Below are 3180 nucleotides of genomic sequence, written 5' to 3'. Positions count from 1 at the left end.
CGCCGCCGTCGGCGGGCCGGTCGCCGAGGGCGCCCATCTGGCTGCGCCCCACACCCTGGCCCGCCCGGCCACCCGGGTACGCGCCCAGGTCACCGGCCGAGGTGGCGGGGGGCGGCGGGGTGCAGGCCCAGGTGCGGGGCTGGCGGGCCGCCGGCTGGACCGAGTGGCGGGAGGCCACCGGCCCGGGCGCCGTCTTCGACCGGCCGGTCACCCGGGTCCAGACCCGGGTGCTGCTCACCGTCCGCGACCCCCGCGCCACCGCTTCGGTACGCGCCGTCGAGCTCACCGCCGACACCGTCGCCACCGTGTCGGCTGCCACCGCCGGCGTCATCTACCGGGTCTTCGCCACCCGCGAGGGGTCGGTCGGCGGACAGACCGCCAACGGGCGGATCATCCAGGCCCGGGACCACTTCGTGGCGCTGCCCAGCCGGCGCGGGCTCGCCCCGCTCAACACCGGCGACTACACGGTGCGGGTCTGCACCACCAGCGGCAGCCGCTGCGAGTACGCCCCGGTCTGGGATGTCGGGCCGTGGAACACCCGGGACGACCACTGGAACCCGAGCGCGGTCCGGGAGAACTGGAAGGACCTGCCGCAGGGACGGCCGGAGGCGCAGGCGGCGTACCAGTCGGGCCACCACGGCGGGCGGGACCAGTTCGGGCGCACCGTGCGCAACCCGTCCGGCATCGACCTGGCCGACGGCACGTTCGCCGACGGTCTGCGACTGACCGACAACGCCTGGGTCGACGTGGCGTACCTGTGGACCGGGACCGGACCCCGGGGCGTGGTCGGCGACGGACCGCTCAACGTGCGTACCGGACCCGGCACCGGGTACGGCGTGCGCGGGCTAGCCGCCAGGTACGCCAACGTGCCGATCCAGTGCTACGTCGTCGGGCAGACGGTGACCGGGCCGTACCGCACCACCAACCGGTGGAACCGGCTGGCCGGCGGCCAGTACGTCAGCCACGCGTACCTCTCCGCCGTCTACGGTGGGACCGTGTCGCTCTGCTGACCCGGCTTTGGACCGGCGGGGCTCGGACGTCCCGCCGGTCCGCGCGCTCCACTTGCCCGGCGCAGGTCGGCCGGTCGGGCCGTGCGGTCGGCCCTCCCGTCAGGGCCGCTCGTCGGGGCGGGGTGCGCGGACCATGTCCTGGTAGCGCGGGTGGCTGGCGCCGTAGACGGCGAAGTTCAGCCGGGCGTGGCTGAGGCTGAGGTCGCCGTTCGGGCCGCCGCGCACCTCCTCGGCGTCCGCGTCGGCCTGACCGTCGTCGGTCCAAAAGCAGACCGGACAGGTGCCCCCGCCGGTCCGCGCGGCGCAGCAGGGACAGGCGACCGGTACCCAGAGCTCACCCACGCCGAGCAGCATTCCACACCGGACGGCGCGGCGGCAGGGTCAGCGCTGTCCGCACACCGTGACCACGTCGCCCGGTGCCACTCCGAGCAGGTCCGCCGCCCGGCCGCCGTTCACCGCCAGCGCCAGCAGGCCGGCGGAGTCCACGAACAGCACCAGCGCCCCGGCCGGCGCGTCGGCGAAGGTCCGTCCGCGTACGGCGGCCCGCCCGGCCACCCGCGTGGTGGGGGGGCACTGTGGCCAGCAGGTCGGCCCCGGCGGCGAGCTGGACGTTGCCGAAGTGGTCGACGGTCAGCACCTCGGCGGTGAATCCGTCGGCGTCCCGCCGCAGCACCGGGTCGGGCAGGCGAACCAGGGTGGCCGGGTCCACCGGCGGCCCCGCGTCGGCGGGCGGGGCGCCGAGGGCGAGCCGGGCCGCGACCGGGGCGAAGACGTCCCGACCGTGGAAGGTGCGGGACACCTCCGGGGCCAGCCACTCCGGATTGGTCAGCTCGACGGCCGCGGTGAGCCCGCCCAGGGCCTCGGCGGCGGCCAGCAGCAGGCCGTTGTCCGGCCCGACCAGCAGCCCACCCGGGGTGACCAGCGCGATCCCGCGCCGGGCCGTGCCGACACCCGGATCGACCACGGCGACGTGCACCGCGTACGGCAGGGACGGCACCGTCTGCGCCAGCACCGCCGACCCGCGCCGTACGTCGGCCGCCGGCACCAGGTGGGTCACGTCGACGACGCGTACCGCCGGGGCGATCCGGGCGATCACCCCGTGGCAGGCGGCCACGAACCCGTCGGCGAGGCCGTAGTCGGTGGTCAGCGAGATCCAGGCGGTCGGGGCCATGGTCAGCAGGCTAGCCGGTGCGGGGGTGGCGCTGACCGGAGAACGCCGCTCGGCCGACCGGCCGGTGCCGTCCGGTCACCGCGTTCGGCAGACTGCCGGGGTGACGAAACGCGCTCGTGTCCTCCCGGCCGCCGTGACGATCCTGCTCGCCCTCGGGCTTGCCGCCTGTGGCAGCGACCCCGAGCCCGGCGACCCGTCCTGGGCCAACGGTTCGCCGAAGGCCGTCGCCACCAGCGAGGCGCCCTCGCCCGAGGACCCGGCCGCCCCGACGAACGGCAAGGCGCCCCGTACCCCGTCGGAGAGCCCGTCCACCCCGGCGTTCCGGATGCCGACGAAGGCCGCCGGCACCCCGGGCGCCCGGAAGGTCGTCGACGCCTTCAAGGCGGCCGGCCTGAAGGCCACCAACCTGCGCGACCGGACGGTCGACTGTGGACCGGACGGCGCCGGCATCGGCTGCGCCGAGCTGCTGACCACCGACGCCGTCAAGGTGTACGTCTTCCCCACCGAGGCGAACGCGACCAACCAGATGGACGTCTGGGGTGCGGACGCCTTCCGCAAGGGCGCGGTGGTGCTGAGCTATCTCGGCACGAAGACCGGGGCGGCGGAGCGCAAGCGGTACAACGACGTCCTCGCCAAGCTGGGCTGACCGCCGCAGCGCCGCGGCGACCTCGTCGTCCGTGGCGGTCGCGGCGGCCTGGCGTCGGTGCCGTCGTCTTCAACTTGACTGGCACCCAGCCGACCGCCTCGACCTACATCACCGCCTATCCGGCCGGGCAAGGCCGACCCGCCAGCAGCACTTTGAACCTGACGGCGGGGGAGACGAGGCCAAATCTGGCCATCATCACGGTCGGAGCCGGAGGCAAAGTAGCCCTGTATAACCACGCCGGCTCCACCCACCTGATCGCCGATGTCGTCGGTTGGTTCGCGCGGGGCGCCGATCTCACAGGCCTCTCACCCGCCAGGATCTTGGACACCCGGTCGGGGCTGGGAGCCAGCACG

The 3180-nt window shown here is 75.0% G+C and carries 3 protein-coding genes and 2 pseudogenes; 3 read left to right on the top strand and 2 right to left on the bottom strand.

From position 1 onward, the window contains the following. The coding region (locus JNW89_RS32430; RefSeq protein ID WP_238451957.1) for a hypothetical protein at positions 1-1010 on the top strand (1010 nt) is incomplete at its 5' end. 99 nt (positions 1011-1109) lie between these two features. Here JNW89_RS32430 and JNW89_RS32425 read toward each other — a convergent pair. Both JNW89_RS32425 and JNW89_RS32420 read right to left on the bottom strand, forming a co-directional pair. Beyond that, entirely contained in the window at positions 1110-1352 is a 243-nt protein-coding gene (locus tag JNW89_RS32425) for a CPCC family cysteine-rich protein (RefSeq protein ID WP_238451956.1), read from the bottom strand. Positions 1353-1391: 39 nt separating this feature from the next. Beyond that, a pseudogene (locus tag JNW89_RS32420) lies at positions 1392-2181 on the bottom strand (S-adenosyl-l-methionine hydroxide adenosyltransferase family protein). Between the two features lie 100 nt (positions 2182-2281). On the opposite strand from JNW89_RS32420, the gene JNW89_RS32415 reads away from it, so the two are divergent. Continuing rightward, the gene (locus JNW89_RS32415; protein WP_238451955.1) at positions 2282-2827 is read left to right on the top strand and encodes a hypothetical protein; all 546 of its coding nucleotides are present in this window, start codon (positions 2282-2284) and stop codon (positions 2825-2827) included. Positions 2828-2901: 74 nt separating this feature from the next. Next, positions 2902-3180 (top strand): annotated as a pseudogene (locus tag JNW89_RS32410) (hypothetical protein); the annotation flags it as partial.

Source organism: Micromonospora sp. 4G55 (genome assembly GCF_016803375.1).
This window is presented reverse-complemented; position numbering and strand designations above follow the sequence as displayed.